Below are 18550 nucleotides of genomic sequence, written 5' to 3' on the forward strand. Positions count from 1 at the left end.
TGCCGCTTCAGAAAATTGCGGACATCTTCATCCTCCACCTGCCCATTGCTTTATTTTCGATCGAAACATTGTACCGTTGCGACTTTACCTGTCATGGTAAAGTTTAAGGTTTATGACATCTTATGACCTTAACGGGATCTGATCATTTTGTCCCAGGCCTTTGCCTGCTGATTGTCTGGATTTTCCCGCAAAGCGATCGCTATATATTTCCTTGCCTGCTTGGGTTGATTCAATTTTTGGTAGATGCCGGCCATATATACGGCAGCCATATCATTTTGCGCGAACTTACCCGCACGGTATTCGGATAGATATTTCAACCCTTCTTTCATCCGGTGCCCGGCTTGCGATGCATATTTCCCAAGCTCAATCAAGGCAACGCCGTTATCCGGAAGGTAGCGGTTACCGCTTTGTGCTAATTGTAATGCCTGTATTAGAAAATTCCAGGCGTGCTCAGGCTGATCGGCGTAAATATCGAACGCCATATGCCGGTAACATACCATTAGATTTGGTGGTCCGTTTGCTATGCCGAGTTCTTGGCTATTGATCTTGGCGATCGCTTGCGTAAAGTAACGGGCCGCAAGGTCTTTCAGCTTGAGCCTTAAGGAGAATTCCCCAAATTGCATAAGGTTCCAGCCTTTTAATTGAGGCCCTTCAAAATAGCTAAGGATAGCTTTGAGCGCGGTGGTATCCTTATTGTCAATCGCCTCGTTAGCAAAAGGGCTGTAAAAAGTGAAGTTCTTTTCCATCTCCAGACCATAAGCGTTTTTGATCGTAGTGGCTACCTGTTTGAGGTCTGCGAGCGCGTCGAGTTCATCTTTTCCGCTGTAAGGCGTAAAAAATTTATAGATGTGCTTCAGTGCAAATTCTATGGAGAGCGTCAGGATATTGGTATGGTCAGCCCTGGCGATGCTATCATACTGAAAATAGAAGTGACCGCTGTCTATCCGGCTGGTTTCGCGTCCCATTTCCATTGCGAAATCTTTCCGCCGTTGCAGATCATTATATCCCACAGCAGAATAGAAGAAAGTATGATGTTCATCGTAATAATTCTTGGCCTGCGCGGACAAATGGAAGGGCGGTTGTTCCGCTCCGATCTTTTCCGGTGCGAGCAGAATAAAGCCATTGAACATTCCAGGTTCGTTCAGAAAAAGGTAACTGCCGAAACTGGCGGCAAAAGAATGGCCGATGTAAGTCCGGAAATCTGAGGTGTGGTAATGATGGGCGATCTCAGGTATCAGCTCTTCCTTCATAAAGCTAACGAACCGTTTACCCTCGTCGCTTAAAGCACCGGTCTGGTATTGATAGCCCATCCGTTCCATACTGGCGTTGATCACCACGATCAGACTATTAGGCATCGCATAGCGTGCCTTGCGAAAATAAGCGACCTGCGCAGCCAAGTAGTCACCATTCAGCATCCCATAGTTGACCGCATAGATCACAGGGTGCAGTTCACGCTGGTCCCATCCTTCCCAATCTTGTGGAAAATAAACAGTATAAGTTATCGTATCCCGGAGTTTCGGCGCATATAGTTTGTCAGTATGCGAAACTACCTGCCCTGTTGCAGCAAAGAAGGCAATGAAGACAAAACAAGAAATCAAGAAGATCTTTTTCATTATTCAAATATGTTTGACAAAGTAAAGGCATCTTACGCTGAAAAAATTGTATCATCCGGACAGTTTGGTCAAGCCGTGATATTAAAGATTAAGTTGCCTTCAGCGAATGTCGCCACATCTTTGAAGAAACTGCCCGGCTTGGTACCGGTGGCTTTACGATACAGTTTATTGAAATATGCTTGGTCGTAATAATTAGCCTGGTAACAGGCCTGCGAAAGTGAAATAAATTGATCGCTGAACAGTTTTGCATTCATCGATTTGCGGAACCGGCAGATCTGGCGGAAGGCATCAGCCGAGGTGCCTAAGCTCCGCCTGACCATACGGCTGAAGGTTCGTTCATTTAAACCCAGATGCCTAGCAATGGCGCTTATGGCCGGCTGGGTATCAATATCAGCAATCAGGGCAAAAGCCTCTGCCATCGTTTCCTGGTTGCCCGTCGAATGATAAAGGCTCAAGAGAAAGGCTTCGAGTATTTCGATACGCTTTTCCGCGTTATCGCATTTATAAAACGCTTTTATAAAACCGGGATATTCAGGCTCATTAGCCCAGGCCGTAAAAACCTGCGAGGCCGAAGGGGCGATATCACCGTAATTTCCCGCCATAAAATGACCTATGCCAAGCGGCTTAAAACCGATGGTCACCTTATCCAGCATGCCGGCCAGTTCTACTTCCAGCGGAGTGGTATATCTGCCCTGTACGATGATCAAATGTTCGTTCATCGGATCATGACTAACTTTTATGCGGTTCTCGCTGATCTCGGCCTTCACCTCGCGGTGTATGTTAAAAGATGTGATCGTATTGGGAAAACTGAAATAATGTGCATGAAAACTTTCATCTGTTTCCAAAAAATAATAATAGGCGATATGCTCGCGCAATAGCGGTTCTTTGGGATAAAAAACTCTAACCTCGTCTCTGATCATAAACATTTTGAATTGATAGTCCAAATTAAGAAAAACTGAGTATAATATCAGCGCACCTTTCCCATACTGGTCCGGTTTAAAAAATATCTTAAATCAATACTAATAGTATTAAAATATATTGTAAAATAAACTAAAGTTAATTTGCTAGCTTGACCCTCCACAGCAAAATAAACCAAATATTATTTTTTAGAATATCCGGCAAACCCTCACTTTTTGCCAAATTAAAACTTTTATTTTTTCCTCCAGCCAGCATGCCCAAATTTAACCGACGGGAATAGGGGCAAAGCCAGTTTCGATGCACCCCATACAGAATTTTAGCCGTGCATGAAAAGCGGATGCCTTCATGCACGCTCCCGCTAACCCATTAACGCTAGCACTCATGAGAACAAAACACCAGAACATTGGCCAGTGGCGGGCAATCCGATACCCGGATGAAAAACACTCCTTACTGAAAATTACCGCCCTGCTGCCGACCAATCATCCCGCTGCTCACATCACGCTCAAAGCCCTCGAACAATTTAGCAGCGAAGATTACGGCCTGGTTTACCTACTGGAAAATGCTGAAGAACTCAATGTGCAGTCCACGGCGCAAACCTATATCTGCTCACGAGCCCAGCTCAGCCTAGAGGACCGCTACCGCAAAATCATCATCATCGGATTTTTGCCTGGCGAAAAACATTCCATACTTATCGCCATGCTGGACATCCAGACTTCTATGGAAGTACTCCCATAAAACAAAAAAATGGCCCGGAGAACCCGGGCCATCCCAACAAAACTAAATTTTTCCGAAAAGGCCTTCTACGTGCCTAAGGATTAAAAAATCGCAGCGCATCCACGCCGAAAAACGTTTCTGAACCCGCGGCCTCAAGGCTAGACATGTCAGCTTGCAGATTTCCTATCTATCACCTATCGGCCGGGAATGCAAAAATGAAGGAAAGCCAGCACGAAACAAAAAGGCTTTCCACTTTAGCAAAACCCTGCATAAAAGTTGCTCTAAACAAAATTAAATTCTAAAAAGCCAAAAAATCCACCTGTAGAAGCATCAAAAATTTGGAGATCAGCCACCGAAAAGCCTATATTTATCCCGTTCACATCACGCTAGGCGAATTGATTAACGTATACAAAAACCAAACGTCATGGAACACTATTGCCTCGATGAAATGGATTACGCCATTTTAAAAGTCCTACAAGCCGACTCCCGTATTACTTATAACGAGATGGGCAGAAAACTGCACAAAAGCATTTCCCCCTTACTAAAACGAATCAAAAGAATGGAACGCCTGGGCTATATCCAGTCTTACGTTACTTTACTCGACTACTCCAAAATACGCTCTGTGCTGATGAGCTACATCAGCGTGAATTTGACCGATCACACCATAGAAGCGCGCGAAACCTTTAGCGCAGAAGTCGCCGCAATGCCTGAAGTCATGGAATGCGTCCATCTTGCCGGTCATACCGATTTCCTGCTTAAAGTTGCCGCACGCAACATGGACGACTACAACGAATTTTTGTTTCGTAAACTCGGTAAACTCAGTACCGTCGCCAGCTTTAAGAGTTCCATCGTCCTTGGACAATCCAAAAACTGCCCGATTATTCCGTTTTAGTCCTAACCCAAACCCGCTAACCAAATTAGATTTTGTAAAAGGAATCCGAAGTTCAACTATTTGCTAAAGAAAAAGCAAAATTAAAAAATACAGCGCACATGAGCATCTTTGAAAAACCAAACAAGCTGTAAACACACAAATAAATTAAGTATGATGATCGGCCGGACGCCATCCGGCCTTTCCTCGAGAAAAACCAATGAGCCACATTCATCACATTTTCCGGGAAATCTTCCAGCAGGAACCCATTACTTTAAGCATACCCAACTGGAGTACCTTTAGCCCGGAGACCTTCATTAAGTCCCAGGGCCAGCAGGCCCCTAACCATTTACAGCTCGCCATCGCTGGACGCAAGGATGCCCAACTCCACTTTTACAATGATGCTTTCCAGAGCTATTACTCCAACCTGGTGACTTCAGCGCTCCAGGTTAATCTCTGGTATTCACCCATGGAAGCGATTACTAAAGCCTTCCTGAAAGCAGGCCATCCCATACAAGGGATTAACCTATACTTTTTGGGTACCGCAGAACGAAAAAAAGGGAAAACCTATGAGCTGCTTATGAAAACGGCCATGGCCAAAGCCATCGATGAGCTCTACGCACTCAACCTGGAACGTGACGCGCTCATCAGGCTCATCTGCAGCACCAATGAAAATTCAGTCCTGGATGCGCTATTCCTGGGCCAAATTTTTCCGCAGGTCACCATCGAAACAGAACAAACACTCCAAATGCTGGCCGGCGGCTAGCGCTACAAAAAGACACAAAAACCTTCCAAAGGTTTATTTGATGCGGCGGGGAAGAGAGGCCCTGCTGCTCAAATACCTCGGAATATAAGATAATCCTGTTTTTTCATAACAGAATTTTAGTTAATAGTTAATGATTAGTAGACATGCGCCGCGAGGGCGCATGTTTTTTTAACCGCCCTGACCAATGAAAATAGAAAAACTATTCTCCATACGCGCCTATGAAGATACACGGGAAGCCAAAACCGCCTTAGTCACCTTCCTGCAAACCATCCGGTCAGCCTCCGATCTCCAGACCAGACTCTGCTGGAATCAGGAAAAAATCACGAGCAAACTCTCCAGCGGCATTTGTTTATTCATCATGCTGGGGGAAGAAATCTGCGGACTGGTCGATTACCACGTCCAGCCCCTTCCTCGGAGCAGCATTTCACATCCCAAAAACCATAAAAAAGATACCGTCTTTATCAGCGACTTCATCATCCATCCCCGTTACCGCAGGATAGGACTTGGTAAAATGCTTTTCCAGGTGGTCGAAAACTTTTCCCATTACCTGGGTAAAAAGACCATTAAAATAGCATTGGCACTCCAGGAAAAATCTTCCTTGTTGTTCTTCGAAAGATTAGGCTTTGAGCCCAGTGGCGTATTTGCATCCCAGGATGTCCACATATACGAGCTGCGACTCAAGGCACCGTTCATACAGAAGTCAATCAAAAGAAACGCGGAAAACCCCAGATTGAAGCAAAGTCATGCCCGGTCTGATATCAAAATCCATGATTTTTAAGCGAATAATTAATTTTTGTAAAAAAGCATGTATTCATGCATCTAAATCCTTACAAAATTCAATCGTAAAGGACCAAGATAAATCCCCTTATAAAAAGCAGTTCATGCATCAGTATTTACCTTAGGGCATGTTCAGTTAAATCTTCTGGATAGTAAAGACGCCACCTTGGATGGTAACTTTTTTTATCAATCGCATAGTCCAGGTAGAAGTCGATTTGTTTATTCCCAAAATCAAATAATGCAATTTCATCATCCTTATAATTCCCAGCGAATTCCATGTACAGGCCTATGCACTGTTGATAGGGGTATATGTAATCAAGCGCCTTTAAGTATTCAAGTAGTCTTTCAGCAGAAACGATTTTCTTATATCTGGCCATATAGAATGCATACAGAATATTGTGTGCTCCCCCGGCATAACTCGGTCTCACTACGCAATCTATAAGGGTACGCTCCACATCGGTTAACAGCACTCTATCTTTTTTTGTCTTACCCCACTGTTTAACACCCAGCCTGTCTGTTGCTTTGCCTTTAATCAGTACGATTTCATCCTGACCCAACTCGGCGATTGAATTGCTTACCCGTTGTTCTTTTTCAAAGGCTTTGTCTACCGCGCTTTAGATCAGTATACTTTTTTTTGAAGTGGTTTTCTTTTCAGATTGTTCCTGGTTGATATAACTTCTACCATTATTTTCAGCTGAAAGATGCCAAAGCTCAAGAGCGGAGTGGTGGGAGAGGTAGGCTTTGGAAACACCATAGCATATTTGATGATAAAATGATATCCCTCCCAAGTAATAGAATTCAAAATTTTCTGTGCCAAAGTCAAGATAACATGAATCAATAACGCCCTCTTCGTCCAGTTTCTCTACAAATGCAACAGGTCCCAAACTTTTTGGCAGGTTCCATGTTTGCTTAAATTCGTGAAAAATAGCATAGAGATCTTTCGATCTGAAGACCAAGGGGAATTGTTGCTGAAGTTTTTTTCAATACGGGGTACCGCCATTGAGAGCCTTGATCGATTAGCCATAGCATCTATTGGGTTTCATTTATTTTTAGTGTGTAGGCAACAGTTTTCATAATTACCAAAACTGATAATTAGTTGGCAGTTAGTCTCCATATTTTACTGAAATATATCCTTGTTTTCTTTTAAAAAAGTGAGCCATTACTACCCCTTGTAACTTGGTATATATACCAAGTTACAAGGGGTATAGTTAAGATGCAAATTTATTTTATTTATAATGGTTTGAACCTTCAGAATTTACCCATACCATTTGAAAATTAAATGATTCAATTATTTCCATGATACCGTCTAAAAACAAAATTTTATAATATTTATAAATAGCTGTATATAAGTGTTTTATGTGATTAATTAAACAAGTAATTTGTCACCTTTTTTCTGATAAAAGTGACATTTTAATTTTCAATTTGTCACCTTTTTACTGTAAAAAGGTGACAAAAATATTTTTTGCATTATATTTGTATCAATAGAAAAATGAGCAGTATTCATTCAAATATCGAAAACGCAATCAAACGCTATAAAAGAGGCGATTTGATTTTTCCCGTGGACTTTAGATCTAAGGGGAATAGTGATACGATTAAGAAGGCCTTGTCCCGACTTGCAAAAGAAGGAACACTCAAAAGACTTGGACATGGAATTTATGTCCTCCCTAAGAAAGATCCGCTTTTTGGCGACATTTTGCCCTCTGCAGAAGAGGTAGCTATTGCTCTGGCAAAAAAAGATCAGGTGAGAATTAAGCCTGCAGGGGCCCATGCACTACACAAACTGGGATTGAGCACACAGGTGCCCATGAAACTCGTCTATCTTACCGATGGTTCATCCAGGGAAATCAAGATAGGGAAAAATGTGATCAAGTTTAAGGCCAGTACCCCCAAAAAACTGTCCTTAAAGGGGACATACAGCAGTCTGATTATACTGGCCCTGGAAGAACTTGACCTTAAAAATATTGATGAAGGGATGGAGAGTCGCTTAAGGGAATTGTTAAAACTGGAGAACCAGCAGACCCTTAATCAGGATTTAAAAAAAGCAACGATTCAGGTTGCACAGTATTTAACTAAACTTATCTCAACAAATGACCCAGTGGCTTAAACTTACTGATGAACAAAGGATAATCACCCTAAATCAGGCCTCCAATGAAAGTGGTATTATTGCCAAATCCATAGAGAAAGACTGGTGGGTTACCCTAGCCCTCAAAGCGCTGTTTCAGACGCCCTATGCTGATTTTTTGATTTTCAAGGGCGGTACATCGCTCTCCAAATGCTGGAAACTGATTGACCGTTTTTCTGAAGATATTGATTTGGCACTTGACCCTCAGGTATTTGCGATTGAGTACGCATCAAGCCCTTCCCGTGGCTATTTGCATAAACTGAAAAAAGGCGGGTGCGAGTTTACAGGCAATCAGCTACTGCAGGCGCTACGAGAAGAATTGCTGAATATGGGGCTAGCCGAAGGAGACTTTGTCTTAGAAGCAGCGGAGGTAAAGCCTGAAATGCCGGATAAAGATCCTCAGGTGATTTTTTTGAGATACAGGTCATTGTTTGATCCCAATCCCTACCTGCCCGACGAGGTGAAAATAGAAGTTAGCGTACGTTCCAAACTCGAGCCACATGCAGCGGTACAGATCCAAAGCCTGCTATATGAATATTTTCCAAACGAGGCATACCTGGAAGGTCCCTTTGAGGTCACTGCTGTCAAGCCGCACAAAACATTCCTGGAAAAGGCTTTTTTACTGCATGAAGAATTTGCAAAGTCTCAAAGGGATAAAATCCGAACCGAACGGATGTCTCGACATTTGTATGACCTGGAAAAAATGATGGATACCGCCTACGCGGTGGAAGCACTTTCCAACCACGACTTCTACTATCAACTTATCGAACACCGTAAACACTATAGCGGTCTCAAAGGAATTGATTATGCAGGACTTGCCCATCAGGAGATTGATTTTTATCCCCCTGAAACACATATTGAAGCCTATCAGCGTGACTACAACACTATGCGTGAATTAATGATTTATGGGACTTCGCTTGAACCAGATGAACTTTTTCTGAGGATAGAAACACTCCGTGAACGCTTTAAAACTGCTAAACTTTAACATCCAGGGATAACTTTCACAAGTGCATGATGAGAGATACATCCAAATTCCGAATGTAGAAATTGCGGTAAACCCATCTTTAAACAATCATCTGGATTACAGACGAAAATACAACGCTCATGAACAACCAGGATTACCTTGAAAAAACTTTTCTTAAAGAACTCAATTATAAAATTTGGTCAACAAAAGGTGCCCGCTTCCATGCCCATAGCCGCCTGAGTAGGTTGTCTAAAGTATCCGGGTTGTGCAATAGTCTAATTTCTGTATACCTGACCGCTGCCGGACTGCTTTCTGTTTATAACATTTACAGTTCACAGTGGATAAGCGAAAGCGTGACAGCCTATCTGGTGACCTGCCTGTCCATTCTCGCATTGGTTTTTGGGCAAATTGAAAGCGCTAAAGATTTTAATGTCAAAGCCAGGGAATTTCACGCCTGTGGACTTGAACTTTCCGAACTTTACAATGAACTCCGTATATTCAAGACACTCAAACCCCATGCAGGTGACCAGGAGAAAGAACAATTTGCCCGTGAAGCCTCATCCCGTTACCAACGTATACTGGAGAAATACGATAACCATTCTCCCATTGACAATAGTCGTTTTAAAGCGACCAAAGCAGGTTATCATAATATGACCAGGTTTGATGTGCTTCGGGCCTGGTTCAATTACCACATCACTACCTTTTTTGTCTATTATTTTCTGATGGTCGTCCCCCCATTGGTGATAATTATCTTCTTTATCCGGCGCTAGCGGATAGCAAAACGTGCCGCTTAACGAAGATAGTCAGTATCCAACGTTAGTTTCTTGAAGTTAGATGCGGTAACGAATGTTTACAGTAAGCAGTTCTTTAACATACTGAAATAGCTTTGTTTCTGATTTTTTAAATCTACAAAAACAGATATTGGGTTTTTGATCCTTAGAAGTTTTTGTTTGTCGAACCTGTTCTGTTCGTTTTTATAGAACCAGCCAGCTGCACCCACCAATACCGGTAAAATAGAGATATTATTGCTGAGCACGGTTGGTAAAACTACCCCACTTGTCATAAGCCAATTCTTTCTGTTCACCTCTGCTTCTTTTTTTATTGCAATCCATTCAGCTTCTGCCGTTTTGATCTCCTCTAAGAAACTCTCCCCAAGATCAGCTAATTTGGATTCAGTTATGTCTTCAGGTTTTGTGCTGTTGATATCAGCATAAATACGTTTTAGTTGTTTTTCTCACCCCTGAAAGCCTATCTTCCTTTCGTAATTCCAAAGCAAAAGATGTATCCACGTTACTTAGAAAATTTAAAGGGATTTAGAATAGATATGATTTGCTTTTACCCAAAAATCTTTAGAATCGATATGTTTTATTTGCTCCCAATTTGTTTCTGATGCCGTATAGATATGGCCTCCGGTCTTCTCTGATAACAGCGTTATAGATTCGAGCGGACCTCCACCTTTAGTCGTAGAAATCATTGATCCAGTCAATGGTATCTCCAATTTCTTATACAAAGGATTTTTCTTATCCATTTGACTTAAGATAAGCTGTGTAAGCTGTTCTGCATCCGCATGACTAAAAACGGGCGTTTGAAGCTTAAGAAGACTCTCATAAATGTATTCCGCTGATTTGTTCTCATAGCTATTGGCAAAAGCATCTGCTATATGAGATAAAGTCTCCGGCATACTGGCATTAAAAACAGCTTCCTGGTTCAGTCCAGCCACTCGCTTCCTTGCAGCTAGGTCTATTTCTGATCTGATATCCAGATCATAATCATATGGATTAATAATTAGCTTAACAATTCCGGCAGTCACCCATTTTTGAATAACAATATAAAAATACAGGGCTTCCATGAAATCTGGTAACCAATATTTGGGATTTCGACCCGGATTGATGGCTTGATTAGTGACCACGGGATTTTGAAGTGGATGAAACACGACTATGGTGTCAGAATAAAGTGAGAAGCGAGTGACCTCATCAATGATTTTGGACCCCTTAAGCGTACCATAATGGATACTTGAAAATGTCCCCCTCATCTTTTCAAGTTCACCGTAATAGTCAACCTTCTGAGGAAAGAGTTCAGCAAAAATGCGATAAGTGCGCTTGATTTTGAATAGCGTAATATTTTTCGCAATATCATCCCAGTTCCTCGATTTGTTGATGTCAAAAAGCTCATCAAGAGCTTTGAAGAACTCCAAGTTCTTTAAATCAAATAAATCTTTTGCCATAATCTTCGGTAATTTAGATTTCTCCAAGGTAGATATTTTATTTTTAAACTGCCTTTCATAGCTTAACTGGGATATTATAATTGATGGGCTGAACTTAGATCAGCACAAAAACCTCTGAATACAATTTAATCTACAATAGAAAAGCAAGATGTTTGTGCGATGCCTAAACCGCTGCGCTAATAATCTCTTATAGAAAATAGTTCAGTTTGATTGCTTCAGCATCAAATAAAACCTGTGTTGATCACGAGTTGCCAATAGCAAAGTCTCCAATCAACTCTTCGATAAACTTACTTCGATTATTGGGGTTAAAAAGCAGAAAAACCTGGTGCCTTGCCCTGGTCAGCGCCACATAAAACAATCGCCTTTCTTCCGCATTCTCGAACCTTTCACCCTCATATAATAAATTACCCAAAATCGGATCATCCGCCATCTGCGAAGGAAAACCATAAACCCCACCATCCAAATCCAGAAGTATCGCCACATCGCAGTTCAATCCCTTACAGGCATGCGCGGTATGATAGCTGATTTTGAATTTGAGATACAACTTCTGCAATTCCCGCAAATCCCCCGGCGCATTATGGTGATACCGTCCAATCAAAAACACAATCCCACCAGAATAATTAATTGCAATCCTTCCCATTACCTCCACCAATAAATCAAACTTTTGCAGTTCCCGCTGCGCCTTGCTTCCAGAAAACACTTGCGGCACCAGCTCAAATGCAGAAAACTTTGCCTTAAAAGGAGAGGAGAGCCGCTTTCTTAGCTGCGAAGGATTCGCCTGTATAAAGCCGCTACTTAAAGAAAGAATTTTATCGTTAAAGCGGTAAGTCTGCAAAACACTGTTTTGCGCAGTTACCCCAAAATGCTTAGAAAACTCGGTAATGATACTAATGTCGCTTCCTGTAAAACGGAATATCGACTGCCAGTCATCCCCAACTGCATACAATTTCGCATCGGGACTGGCCAATTTAAGCGCTTTAAGCAATCCATACCGGCCCAGCGACATGTCCTGAAACTCATCCACCAGAATATACTTGTATCTCCGGGTAAACTCTCCCCGCGAAATATGCCCCGAGGCCAGGTTCACCATATCATTATAATCAATACTGCCCGTTCGCACCAGCTCCGCCTGGTAAGCATCATACAAGGGACTAAACACATCCAGAAATACCCTAAAGCGCTTATCAGAAACCCCACGACGCAAAGCAGCAATTGAAGCATTATTGGATTTCATCAGGCTCAGGAACGTATAAACCAATCCCATGAAATCCTCATAATCATCCAGCTTTTTCAGTTTTCCTAAAATCTCGCCAGCCGGCCGTTTATTCATAATCACGCCATGGGCTTCAAGCTGCACCTTTAGCGCCCGAAGCAAAGTTCCGTTCCTGTTCTGAAAAGAATAGGTCTTCACCAGCTTGGTTCCATACTTTTCATGAATCGAATCCTTCCAGGCCATCCCGCTATGGTACTGCTCATTAGCCGAGCGGAAAGGGGGGCTAAAACCAAAACGCTCCGGCACATTGCCATTTTCATCCACCCCATAATGCTCATGGTAAATATCATATCCCGGCAAATAAAAATCCGACTGATAATCCCCGAACTCCGGGTTTCGGTCTATTGCTTCGAGTGGATAAAAGCGCTCATATTCAAACTCCACCTGGTGCAAATACAAAAAGTTCGCCACCATCACTTCTTCCTGGCTTTTGCAGGAAAGCCCGTTTAAAGTCAGATTACGGTAGCTCTGCTCATGCTTAATAAAATCGCTATTGCTTTTAAAGCTAAATTCATCTCTACTAGGCCGAGCAAAAAAGGCCAAAAAATTAATCGCCTTCTGCTGAAAATCATCCGAGGAACGAAAAAGCGAATCGAAACTTTGCTGCAAAAAAGCCTTCACCCGGTAATCCTGTCCATCAAAAGCTATACGCCTTGGATGAGGACTACAGTACCTGCAAACCATATTACCAAAACTATTGAAGGTCTTAAAAGTAATCTGACGAGCCAATACATCATCCCTTAAAAAATTACAGGTCCGATCATACATTTCCTCCACTGCAGCATTGGTAAAAGAAATCACCAGTAATTCCTCGGCCCTGGCCAAATTCTTTTCCAAGATATAAGCCACCTTAGCGCTAATCGTCGTCGTTTTCCCCGTACCCGCGCCAGCAATCACCAGGTTATTATCTTCATCACACACCACCGCCCGCATCTGTTCATCCGACAGGGGATAGCTATCCAGTCCAGCAAAAAAGTCCCCAAACTCCACCAGCTCATGCCTGATAAAACGCGCATTATAATCCGCCCGCACCTTATCCAAATCCCTAAAGCAAGAAACAAAATCATCAATGATGCTAATCTCTCCTTTATCCAGACCACAGGAAAGATAATTTTTAGCTACAGCGCGAAACAACCCAAGATATAAAGCCCGCCATTTCTCCCCATCCGAATTCGCAAAATAAAAAACCATATCCTGCTTTTTCGCCAGGACTTTCAATGCCAGCACAATCGCAGGAATCAATTCGCGAATACGCGCCCTTCCGTCGAGTTCCTGCTGCCGCTGTTTAAATAAATAAAGCAGCCCCAAACTCAACACAAAAAGCAACACCTGCAACCAAACAGGCAGGTCAGCAATTTTTCGGGAAGGCGTGGGGTTCTTTGGAGGCATCAAAAGAGCTTAATAAAGGCAAATATACTAAACGCCGCACTAAAGCTATTCAGCCACTACCCACCATATTTTATCAACCTATAGGTTGATAAAAAATAAAAAATACCAATATGTTGTTAAAGTAGTATTGATAAATCAATTGAAACCAAAAAAGCCCGGTGATCACTAGTGATCACCGGGCTTTCTCCCAAATCAGTAAACGATTGATCTATTTACCTTCATTCTTTGCCGACTGCACTTCCGTGCGTCCTTCAGCTGCCAGATTTTTAATATCCAAATAAGCTTTACGCAGACGCGTACCAGCAGCTTTATTTCCTTTCACATAAAAGTTCTCTGCATCCTTTTCGGTTGCAGCAATCAGTTCCTTAATTTTTTCTAATGCATTCATGATTTAAAATTTATGGCCAAATTATTAAAATTTATTCAGACTGAAAATGATTGTCCTCATAATTGAAGCAAACCTTCGCAGCTTCCCACCTAAGGGATAAATCCTGGTTAAAATAAATAAACGCCTTGTTCATGCGCTTTATTGTCGGAAAAGCCTGGACTACATAAAAAATCAAACCATTAACTTCCTTTGTCCAACGCCTTTGCTACTTCCGGTGGACCAAAAGGAATATGAAAATCATAGTGTGCAAGAACTGATCGCGCCGAAGATTAACTTTATCGCATCAAAATTTCAAATCTGAAAATTGCACAATATTTTATGCATGATGTGTTTTACGCTTATTTTATTAAGCATTTATTTTGATCGGGCATTAAGCTGAAAATGCCAATCAAAATTCAATTTAAAATGAGTAATCTGATACATGGACTGTCAAAACTTAGCAGGCGATGAATGCTTCGATTCGAATTGATTCCACAAAGCTGTACGCTCCTAAACGGTCATCTTACCTGCTGTAGGCTACCGCAAGCATTTTCCTTTATACAGGCAATCAGATTATGTTGCGCTGCTTTTGCCTTCCTGTAATAACTTCAACAATCACAAAACCATCTCAGCGAAAACAGTGTTAAATGATCGTAGCAATTTTGCACATAAAATTTATTATTATGAATACCGGAAATATTGAATACGTTAATCTTGAAGAGTTATCAAATAGTAATTATGTTATTAATGATGGGCAGGCCAATATTATCGGCTGGCACGCAAAAAGTGAAGATGGAACTGCGCTCGGTGTTGTCCGGGATCTTTTGATTGATCCTGCGGAAAACACGGTAAGGTATGTAGTCATTGATCTTGACGCGGCATTGTTAATCGATGATGAAAAAGCGGTACTGATTCCAATAGGCTACATTAATCTGGCAGATGATAGCAAAGAAATTATCGTACCCGTTTCGCATGAAAGCCAGTTGATGGCCCTTCCGCAATACATCATAGGGGAGCTAACACGCGATACCGAGCAGCAGATCCGTATAGCGCTCGGTAGTCCTGCCGCATCAAGGCTGGAAGAAACCGAAATAGATCAACAAGCGATATCCTTTTATCAGCACCATCATTTCGATCGCGGCAATATTATTGGCTCCTCGAATGACCAGGGAAATAAATTGACGACATCCCAGCCAAGCCAAGCGCGCGAGGAAGAGCAGGAAAAAATTCATGAACTGATCGCCCGCGCCCAGGTTGGACACGAGGGAAATCATCTTGGGGATCATCAAGTAGAAAATCCAAACGAATTTACCGTTCATACCACCAATGGTCCTTTGCGTATTGAAAGCCAGGAAAATGGAACCTACCGGGTTTTTAATCATGACGAAAAGGTCGGCCTCATCTATGCGCAGGCTGGGGATGAGGCAGCACGTTGGGGAACGATGGATGATTTGCCAGAATCGCTGGTGAATGAAATCGGGGAGGCGATTACGATCCACAATAGCAAGCAGTCAAAGGAATAGATGGTCTTAAGCAAACGATAGCGCGCAAATGCATAAAGAATCCAATTTGACTAAAGTGGCCATCATAGGCGGTGGTCCAACCGCATTGCTGATGTTCAAAAGACTCCTCTCAAGCCAGCAAAAGAACTTTTCGGTAGCTATATTTGAAAAAAAGCAACTGCTTGGTGCGGGCATGCCTTATAGCAGGGATGGTGCACGTGATGAACACATCACCAATGTTTCGGGAAATGAGATTCCAGATCTCAGCTCGAGCGTTGAAGCGTGGATTTCCACTGAACACAGGGACACCCTGGACAGGTTCCATCTTGATGCAAAGCACTTCAATGACTATAAGGTACTTCCCAGACTGCTTTTCGGACGCTACTTATCTGATCAGTTTCAACTCCTGTTAAAACAAGCATCCATGATGGGAATCGATGTGGATGTTCACTATGGAAGTAAGGTTATAGATATCATCGATGACCCTAAGCATCGTATGACCACCGTTGTTTGCAACAATGGTCAATTCCAATATGACCGGGTGATCATTTGCAGCGGTCATCACTGGCCACAAAATCGGGAGGGCAAAATTAAAAACTATTTTGACTCACCCTATCCACCCGAAAAGATTGCATTGCGCACCAACCATCCGGTTGCCATACGCGGCTCATCACTTACCGCAATTGATGCGGTAAGGACACTGGCCAGAAGCAACGGGACTTTTAGTAAAGATGAAAACGGAAAGATTGGCTATACGCTAAATCCCGGCAGCGAAAATTTTTCCATGACGATGCATTCCCGAAATGGCCTGCTACCAGCCGTCAGGTTTCACCTTGAAGATCCACACCTATCCAAGGGATCAGTGCTGGAGCAAAGCGAAGTGAGCCGGGTGCGTGATGAGCATGAAGGCTTTTTGCCTTTGGATTACGTATATAAACGCAATTTCCTCGAACCACTCCAGAAAACCGATCCTGACTTTTATGCTTCAATTGCGCAGCTATCCATGGAAGAATTTGTGGAAACGATGATGTTGCACAGGGAGTCAGTACCTGCCTTCGAGCTTTTAGCTCAAGAGCTCCAGGAAGCTGCCCAGTCAATAAAGCAGCGGACATCCGTAAACTGGAAAGAGATGCTCGCTGTGTTAAGTTTCGCCATGAATTACCCGGCAAAACACTTTTCCGCAGAGGATATGGAGCGATTGAAAAAAACCTTAATGCCGCTTATCTCAGTGGTGATTGCATTCGCCCCTCAAGGATCGGTCAACGAAATGATGGCGCTGCACGAGGCGGGCTTGCTGGATATTATTAGCGTAGGCGAAGAAAACACAATAGAAGTGCTGGGTGACCAGGGCATAATTTACCGATATAAGAATGACCAGGGAGCAGAAATTGCAAAGGAATTTCCGCTTTTCATCGATGCAATAGGACAGCCCCATCTTCAAAAGGATGATTTGCCTTTTCCCTCTTTACTTGCAAATGCAACCGTTTCCACTGCCCTATTGAAATTCAAGGACCAACAACTGGCAGCAAAGCGCTCTCAAGAAGGAGATGAATCCGTAGTAAAATCTATTGACGGCTTATTTTATAGTAAAGTTCCAGGTATTGCAATCAATGATAATTTCCAGGTGCTGGATGTTTATGGTGCTGCAAACCAACGCATCTATATGCTGGCTGTTCCATACATCGGGGGATACAATCCAGATTTTTCAGGTCTTGACTTTGGAGAAGCGGCATCAGAAAGAGTGCTGAATGCTATCTTTAACTAATCGTTGTGTGGTTTAGGAAATCATTTCCTAGCACGCGCTTTACGGCGGGCACAAATTATTCAAAGCGGCTTGCTTTAGACTGAGCATTGCGAAATCATCAAAGTTAAAGAGCAGGCTCAAAATAAGCATTATTATCTAACAGAAAAGCTAATCAGGCCTGTTGGTAAGTGCTTTGCTATCCGGCGCATGTCTTTGGCTTATCTTAAACAATTGCTTATTCATGCCCCAACTTCTCCGGATTTAGCCGTAATGGCCACAGCATTAATAAAGCATGTACCACACCCGCGAAGCCATCGGCTTAGCTATCTGAGAGCAAGGCGAATGCAACAAACAGTCAGCTTTAAGATAAGGTAAGCAAACATCAACACAAATCAATTTACAGGGGAGGAGAGGAGCTGCGTTTACAAATAGCTGATGCGCTATTAGGCTAAATCGAATCGGAATCCCTGAAGTGCGTACTGATTTCCTGTATATATTCCCCGAGTTGAGCATCCTGGGCAAAAAAGCCAAAGTCTACCTGATTAACCTAGACACACTAAGCTTTAAATCACCCTTAACAGTGCAGAAGTAAACTCATCAGCAAAAGTAATATCAGCCTCCAAAGCCTTTATACGCCTATGATTCATCCCGAATTTTAGCGTATACCTGTTCTAAAATGTTAGGGTTTCAAATTAGTTTGTATAATTTCAGCCAAAACCAGCAGATCATCCGAATTATAATCCTGATTGCCACTTGCTGCAAACGACCAGCAGTTATTCCGATAAGACAAAATGCCGGTCAAAGCATTATCTAAAAATAGATAATAGGTGTCCGTCCAATACACTGAAATTTTAGCATCGATGATAGCAGACCCAAACTGGGCTTTAAACTTAAATTCTTCCTGCAGCACAAGCTAAATTTATTCTGTAAACAATGGCGTCCTTTTTTGTGGGTAATACCCTGGGCCACTTTGGTGCGAAGGATGCCTGAGGTTCCATAATTAACCCATTATCTGACACAATCTTGCGAAAATCAAATTGTGTATATCATGCCCATCCAAACGATAATACTCACCCGCCCTTTTTTCAATATAGCCGGCAAATTTGCTGTTAATCAAAATACGGTGCAAACCTTCCGCGCCACCGATTTTATTCACCACTATTAAATCTCTACCGATATTGATAATTCGCTGCTCATTAACTTTTTTGTACATGGCTGCAAATTTTACTAATATTATTAGTAATTACAAATAATTTTAATCACAAAAAAAAGCAGCTATCCTCGCGACCGCTGCTTAAACTTAATTTGT

19 protein-coding genes are annotated in these 18550 nt (G+C 42.4%); 9 read left to right on the forward strand and 10 right to left on the reverse strand.

Going from position 1 to position 18550, the window contains the following annotated elements:
• Positions 1-128: 128 nt before the first annotated feature.
• Together R2R71_RS13540 and R2R71_RS13545 are read right to left on the reverse strand one after the other, a co-directional pair.
• Positions 129-1613, reverse strand: coding sequence for an alpha/beta hydrolase-fold protein (locus tag R2R71_RS13540; protein ID WP_316831809.1), 1485 nt, complete (start codon positions 1611-1613; stop codon positions 129-131).
• A gap of 68 nt (positions 1614-1681) precedes the next feature.
• Positions 1682-2533 (reverse strand): helix-turn-helix domain-containing protein, encoded by an 852-nt coding sequence (locus R2R71_RS13545; protein WP_316831810.1) that lies wholly within the window; start codon positions 2531-2533, stop codon positions 1682-1684.
• Positions 2534-2912: 379 nt separating this feature from the next.
• On the opposite strand from R2R71_RS13545, the gene R2R71_RS13550 reads away from it, so the two are divergent.
• The 4 genes from R2R71_RS13550 (at position 2913) to R2R71_RS13565 (ending at position 5657) form a co-directional block, all read left to right on the forward strand.
• Positions 2913-3266 carry a hypothetical protein gene (locus R2R71_RS13550; protein WP_316831811.1) on the forward strand — a complete coding sequence of 118 codons (354 nt, stop codon included), beginning with the start codon at positions 2913-2915 and terminating at the stop codon, positions 3264-3266.
• 403 nt (positions 3267-3669) lie between these two features.
• Positions 3670-4137, forward strand: coding sequence for an Lrp/AsnC family transcriptional regulator (locus R2R71_RS13555; RefSeq protein ID WP_316831812.1), 468 nt, complete (start codon positions 3670-3672; stop codon positions 4135-4137).
• Positions 4138-4333: 196 nt separating this feature from the next.
• A complete protein-coding gene (locus R2R71_RS13560) occupies positions 4334-4879 on the forward strand; it encodes a hypothetical protein (protein ID WP_316831813.1) in 546 nt (181 codons plus the stop codon).
• Between the two features lie 184 nt (positions 4880-5063).
• Positions 5064-5657 (forward strand): GNAT family N-acetyltransferase, encoded by a 594-nt coding sequence (locus R2R71_RS13565; RefSeq protein ID WP_316831814.1) that lies wholly within the window; start codon positions 5064-5066, stop codon positions 5655-5657.
• A 115-nt stretch (positions 5658-5772) separates the two neighbouring features.
• Here the strand turns inward: R2R71_RS13565 and R2R71_RS13570 are convergent, their stop codons facing one another.
• Both R2R71_RS13570 and R2R71_RS13575 read right to left on the reverse strand, forming a co-directional pair.
• A complete protein-coding gene (locus tag R2R71_RS13570) occupies positions 5773-6213 on the reverse strand; it encodes a hypothetical protein (RefSeq protein ID WP_316831815.1) in 441 nt (146 codons plus the stop codon).
• Between the two features lie 57 nt (positions 6214-6270).
• A complete protein-coding gene (locus R2R71_RS13575; protein WP_316831816.1) occupies positions 6271-6540 on the reverse strand; it encodes a hypothetical protein in 270 nt (89 codons plus the stop codon).
• 605 nt (positions 6541-7145) lie between these two features.
• Here R2R71_RS13575 and R2R71_RS13580 point away from each other — a divergent pair.
• The 3 genes from R2R71_RS13580 to R2R71_RS13590 all read left to right on the forward strand — a co-directional run bounded on the left by R2R71_RS13580 (position 7146) and on the right by R2R71_RS13590 (position 9512).
• On the forward strand, positions 7146-7760 hold the full coding sequence (locus R2R71_RS13580) for an AbiEi antitoxin N-terminal domain-containing protein (RefSeq protein WP_316831817.1): 615 nt from the start codon (positions 7146-7148) through the stop codon (positions 7758-7760).
• On the forward strand, positions 7744-8763 hold the full coding sequence (locus tag R2R71_RS13585; protein ID WP_316831818.1) for a nucleotidyl transferase AbiEii/AbiGii toxin family protein: 1020 nt from the start codon (positions 7744-7746) through the stop codon (positions 8761-8763). Before R2R71_RS13580 ends, R2R71_RS13585 begins: the two co-directional genes overlap by 17 nt.
• Before the next feature lie 119 nt (positions 8764-8882).
• The gene (locus R2R71_RS13590) at positions 8883-9512 is read left to right on the forward strand and encodes an SLATT domain-containing protein (protein WP_316831819.1); all 630 of its coding nucleotides are present in this window, start codon (positions 8883-8885) and stop codon (positions 9510-9512) included.
• Between the two features lie 80 nt (positions 9513-9592).
• Here the strand turns inward: R2R71_RS13590 and R2R71_RS13595 are convergent, their stop codons facing one another.
• The 4 genes from R2R71_RS13595 to R2R71_RS13610 all read right to left on the reverse strand — a co-directional run bounded on the left by R2R71_RS13595 (position 9593) and on the right by R2R71_RS13610 (position 14016).
• Positions 9593-9805 carry a hypothetical protein gene (locus R2R71_RS13595; RefSeq protein WP_316831820.1) on the reverse strand — a complete coding sequence of 71 codons (213 nt, stop codon included), beginning with the start codon at positions 9803-9805 and terminating at the stop codon, positions 9593-9595.
• A 240-nt stretch (positions 9806-10045) separates the two neighbouring features.
• The gene (locus R2R71_RS13600) at positions 10046-10966 is read right to left on the reverse strand and encodes a hypothetical protein (protein ID WP_316831821.1); all 921 of its coding nucleotides are present in this window, start codon (positions 10964-10966) and stop codon (positions 10046-10048) included.
• 241 nt (positions 10967-11207) lie between these two features.
• Positions 11208-13628, reverse strand: a complete 2421-nt coding sequence (locus R2R71_RS13605; protein WP_316831822.1) for a UvrD-helicase domain-containing protein — start codon at positions 13626-13628, stop codon at positions 11208-11210.
• A gap of 208 nt (positions 13629-13836) precedes the next feature.
• Positions 13837-14016, reverse strand: coding sequence for a histone H1 (locus R2R71_RS13610; protein WP_316831823.1), 180 nt, complete (start codon positions 14014-14016; stop codon positions 13837-13839).
• A 662-nt stretch (positions 14017-14678) separates the two neighbouring features.
• Between R2R71_RS13610 and R2R71_RS13615 the strand changes: the two genes are divergently transcribed.
• Both R2R71_RS13615 and R2R71_RS13620 read left to right on the forward strand, forming a co-directional pair.
• On the forward strand, positions 14679-15518 hold the full coding sequence (locus R2R71_RS13615) for a PRC-barrel domain-containing protein (protein WP_316831824.1): 840 nt from the start codon (positions 14679-14681) through the stop codon (positions 15516-15518).
• 28 nt (positions 15519-15546) lie between these two features.
• The gene (locus tag R2R71_RS13620; RefSeq protein ID WP_316831825.1) at positions 15547-17262 is read left to right on the forward strand and encodes an FAD/NAD(P)-binding protein; all 1716 of its coding nucleotides are present in this window, start codon (positions 15547-15549) and stop codon (positions 17260-17262) included.
• Between the two features lie 658 nt (positions 17263-17920).
• Here the strand turns inward: R2R71_RS13620 and R2R71_RS13625 are convergent.
• On the reverse strand, positions 17921-18151 hold the full coding sequence (locus R2R71_RS13625) for a hypothetical protein (protein ID WP_316831826.1): 231 nt from the start codon (positions 18149-18151) through the stop codon (positions 17921-17923).
• 90 nt (positions 18152-18241) lie between these two features.
• On the reverse strand, positions 18242-18454 hold the full coding sequence (locus R2R71_RS13630; protein WP_316831827.1) for a hypothetical protein: 213 nt from the start codon (positions 18452-18454) through the stop codon (positions 18242-18244).
• Positions 18455-18550: the final 96 nt, after the last annotated feature.

The sequence above is a fragment of the Pedobacter aquatilis genome (genome assembly GCF_032678405.1).
Lineage (GTDB): Bacteria > Bacteroidota > Bacteroidia > Sphingobacteriales > Sphingobacteriaceae > Pedobacter > Pedobacter aquatilis_A.